This window comes from Cobetia sp. SIMBA_158 (assembly GCF_046566945.1).
GTDB classification, from domain to species: domain Bacteria; phylum Pseudomonadota; class Gammaproteobacteria; order Pseudomonadales; family Halomonadaceae; genus Cobetia; species Cobetia amphilecti.
Genome location: NZ_JAWJYL010000631.1, coordinates 1 through 258, shown reverse-complemented (window position 1 = coordinate 258; position 258 = coordinate 1). Strand labels below are relative to the sequence as shown.

At 36.8% G+C, this 258-nt stretch carries 1 pseudogene; it reads right to left on the bottom strand.

The features are described 5' to 3' along the window. Nucleotides 1–258: pseudogene (locus tag R2R70_RS21355) on the bottom strand (hypothetical protein); the annotation flags it as partial.

Here is a 258-nt window from a genome sequence, read left to right as displayed (position 1 = left end):
CTTTTGGCCGGACTTGGTCACTTATAGTTTGCACTGGATATTGGTAACTCAAATTTCTCGCTACGCTTGATAGAAATAATGGACTTTTAGTTAACGCTGTTTGTTGTAGTTTTCTCTCATTGGGGTCTTCGTTTGCTATTGAAACGTCAAGCTCTACCCATTCATAATGCGCAAGCTCTAACATAAAAGCAGGATCATAGTTTTTCATTTTATAACTACTGGACAAGTAATTAATAAACTCCCCTGCTGTATCTAAAA